The sequence below is a fragment of the Acetobacter cerevisiae genome (assembly GCF_001580535.1).
Classification (GTDB): domain Bacteria; phylum Pseudomonadota; class Alphaproteobacteria; order Acetobacterales; family Acetobacteraceae; genus Acetobacter; species Acetobacter cerevisiae.
Genome location: NZ_LHZA01000045.1, coordinates 1 through 2,192, shown reverse-complemented (window position 1 = coordinate 2,192; position 2,192 = coordinate 1). Strand labels below are relative to the sequence as shown.

At 57.1% G+C, this 2,192-nt stretch carries 4 protein-coding genes; 1 reads left to right on the top strand and 3 read right to left on the bottom strand.

All coding sequences use genetic code 11. The features are described from left to right. Positions 1-58: 58 nt before the first annotated feature. The gene (locus AD928_RS00330; protein WP_014106741.1) at positions 59-322 is read right to left on the bottom strand and encodes a type II toxin-antitoxin system RelB/DinJ family antitoxin; all 264 of its coding nucleotides are present in this window, start codon (positions 320-322) and stop codon (positions 59-61) included. 399 nt (positions 323-721) lie between these two features. Next, positions 722-985, bottom strand: coding sequence for a hypothetical protein (locus tag AD928_RS14575; protein WP_140385879.1), 264 nt, complete (start codon positions 983-985; stop codon positions 722-724). A 501-nt stretch (positions 986-1,486) separates the two neighbouring features. Between AD928_RS14575 and AD928_RS00325 the strand changes: the two genes are divergently transcribed. Then, positions 1,487-1,912, top strand: coding sequence for a replication/maintenance protein RepL (locus AD928_RS00325; protein ID WP_018308606.1), 426 nt, complete (start codon positions 1,487-1,489; stop codon positions 1,910-1,912). 96 nt (positions 1,913-2,008) lie between these two features. Here AD928_RS00325 and AD928_RS00320 read toward each other — a convergent pair. Continuing rightward, positions 2,009-2,192, bottom strand: a 184-nt coding sequence (locus AD928_RS00320) for a type II toxin-antitoxin system YafQ family toxin (RefSeq protein WP_156470010.1), incomplete at its 5' end; no start/stop codon positions are given.

Genomic DNA, 2,192 nt, shown 5'->3' with positions numbered 1-2,192 from the left:
AGCCCGATGCGGTCCCTTCGCCACCCGTTTGAAATCACGCTTGAAAGCCGTCGTGCGCTCAATCGTCCGCATGGAGATCTTCGAACAGCGCATCGACAGACCTGAAGCGCGTCAGATCCCCACGCTCGACCTCAGTAAACGCTGCCAGCGTCTCCGCATTGGGCTGAAACAGCGCGGCCGGAATCACCTTGTCCTGGGCAATCCGCGTCATCAGCACACGCACCACATCACTCACCGTCAGCCCGGCCGCGTGAATGACCTGGTTCGCGGCTTCCTGAATCTCACCCGGCACTCGGGCCTGGACCATGCGACTGACAGCCATGACATACCCTCCCAATACTGTATTTCAGTGTAATACAAAACACCAATTTCGTCTACGTTCCGGGGTGGGAGAAGGCGAAAAAAGTGAGGGCAAGATTAAAGAAACCGGCACTCTGTGACCTTGGTTTTCCGGATTCCTCTGTCTGCACATGGGGTTAGGGCGCGGCATGGTGGCACTGCGAAAATTGCCGCCAGAGTGCCGCCCTTTCCGGCCGGGCCGCGAGAAGCCCCAACATGGAACGGCACCATGCCCCACCTGATCGCGTCAGGAGAACAGGCGATCGCCTCTTGCGATCATCCGCTATAAGGCCGTCAGAGGGCCGTATGATGGCTTCCGGCTCTTGTCCGGTAGGTTGGTATCGGAAACTCGTCTGAGTGCCCTGTACGGCCATCCTTCGGCCTATAACCGGGAGTTCCCGGCTACAGACGCAGGAAGGGCCGGGCTTACCACAACCCGGCCCATCCCCTCGCCACAGGTGACTACGCCCATAGCCAGCTTGCCGCTGGCCTCGCACCAGGTGCAACCGGAATCGCCCCGTTCGTCGCTTCTTGAGCCATTTTGCCCTTCCCCGGTTTCGCTGGCCTTGCAGGCTCCGGGCGAGCGCGGAGCGGGAGCGGCGTAGCCCGCCGAAGGCGCCGGAGCGGTGTGACGGTTAATCGACACACCCGGTCGCTGAAGCGTCGCACAACGATACGAAAACGGAATTAATCGCCCTTTTATGAGCCTCTGATCCGCCCCCGAGGGTCCACCGGCGCGGCTCCGCTGCCGCTCACGCAAGGCGTTCGCTGCGCCGCCCCCGTGGGCTTCGGGGACGGTCCAAAGATCATAGAGAGAGACCACGAAAAAAATTGTTATTTATCAATGATGTGAGGGGGGGGGGTAGCCCACCAGCTATGGGCTACCCCTAGCCCACCAGCTATGGGCTAGGTTTGGATGGAATTTGTCCAAATTTGGATTGAATTTATCTACATTTTTCGCTATAAAATGGATGAATTTCATCCAAATTTGGATGAAAAATCGTCTGATTTGATCTAGGGGTAGGCCATGAAGCCAAAGCACGTTGGATTAACCACCGCACCCAACGGAACTTGGGTTCAGGTCGAACGAGCGGCTATGGAACGATGGTCAAAATTAGCTGTATCAAATCCTAGAGCAGCGGCCGTTATGATGCTTATGACCTCCCAAATGGGCCGCAATAATGCTCTCGTCGCATCCCAAGCTACATTGGCCAAAATGGCTGGTTGCGGCTTGAATACTCTCAAAAGGGCTTTGTCCGTTTTACGAGAGGGCAACTGGATCGAAGTTCGACAGATCGGCCCCACAGGCACGGCTTGTGCTTACATCGTTAATGACCGAGTGGCTTGGTCCGGAAACCGCGATGGTATCCGCTACAGCCTGTTTTCTGCCGCTGTGTTGCTCTCAGACGACGAACAACCCGATAAGACCGAAATTGGCGCACAGCCGCCTCTACAGGCCATTCCAGACCTGTATCCGGGAGAGAAGCAGCTACCTACCGGCCCCGGCTTACCACCACCATCTCAGCCTTCTTTCGACGGCATGGAACCAGACTTGCCGGCCACCGAAAAATAGATCGCCCGACACCAAGCGCACGTTGCCCTTTGGGCAACGTATAAGCGCGCACTCTCTGATGCACCGGGACTAAGACGCCTGTCTTTCCCTTAAAGGCTAGAGGTCGAGTTCCGAATGGGAGCCCAGTCGCACCAAGACCAGGCGATCGGCCTCAATGAGGCGATAGATCAGCACCAGATCAGGCTTCACATGGCAGTCCCGATAGTCCTTCCAGTTGCCTGTCAGGGCATGGTCGCGATGCCGTATTTCCAATGCCGCATCGACCACCAGAAGCTCGATA

Coding starts and splice junctions, on each gene's coding strand:
- AD928_RS00330 (WP_014106741.1), bottom strand. CDS start 322: ATGGCTGTCAGTCGCATGGTCCAGGCCCGAGTGCCGGGTGAGATTCAG.
- AD928_RS00325 (WP_018308606.1), top strand. CDS start 1,487: ATGATGCTTATGACCTCCCAAATGGGCCGCAATAATGCTCTCGTCGCA.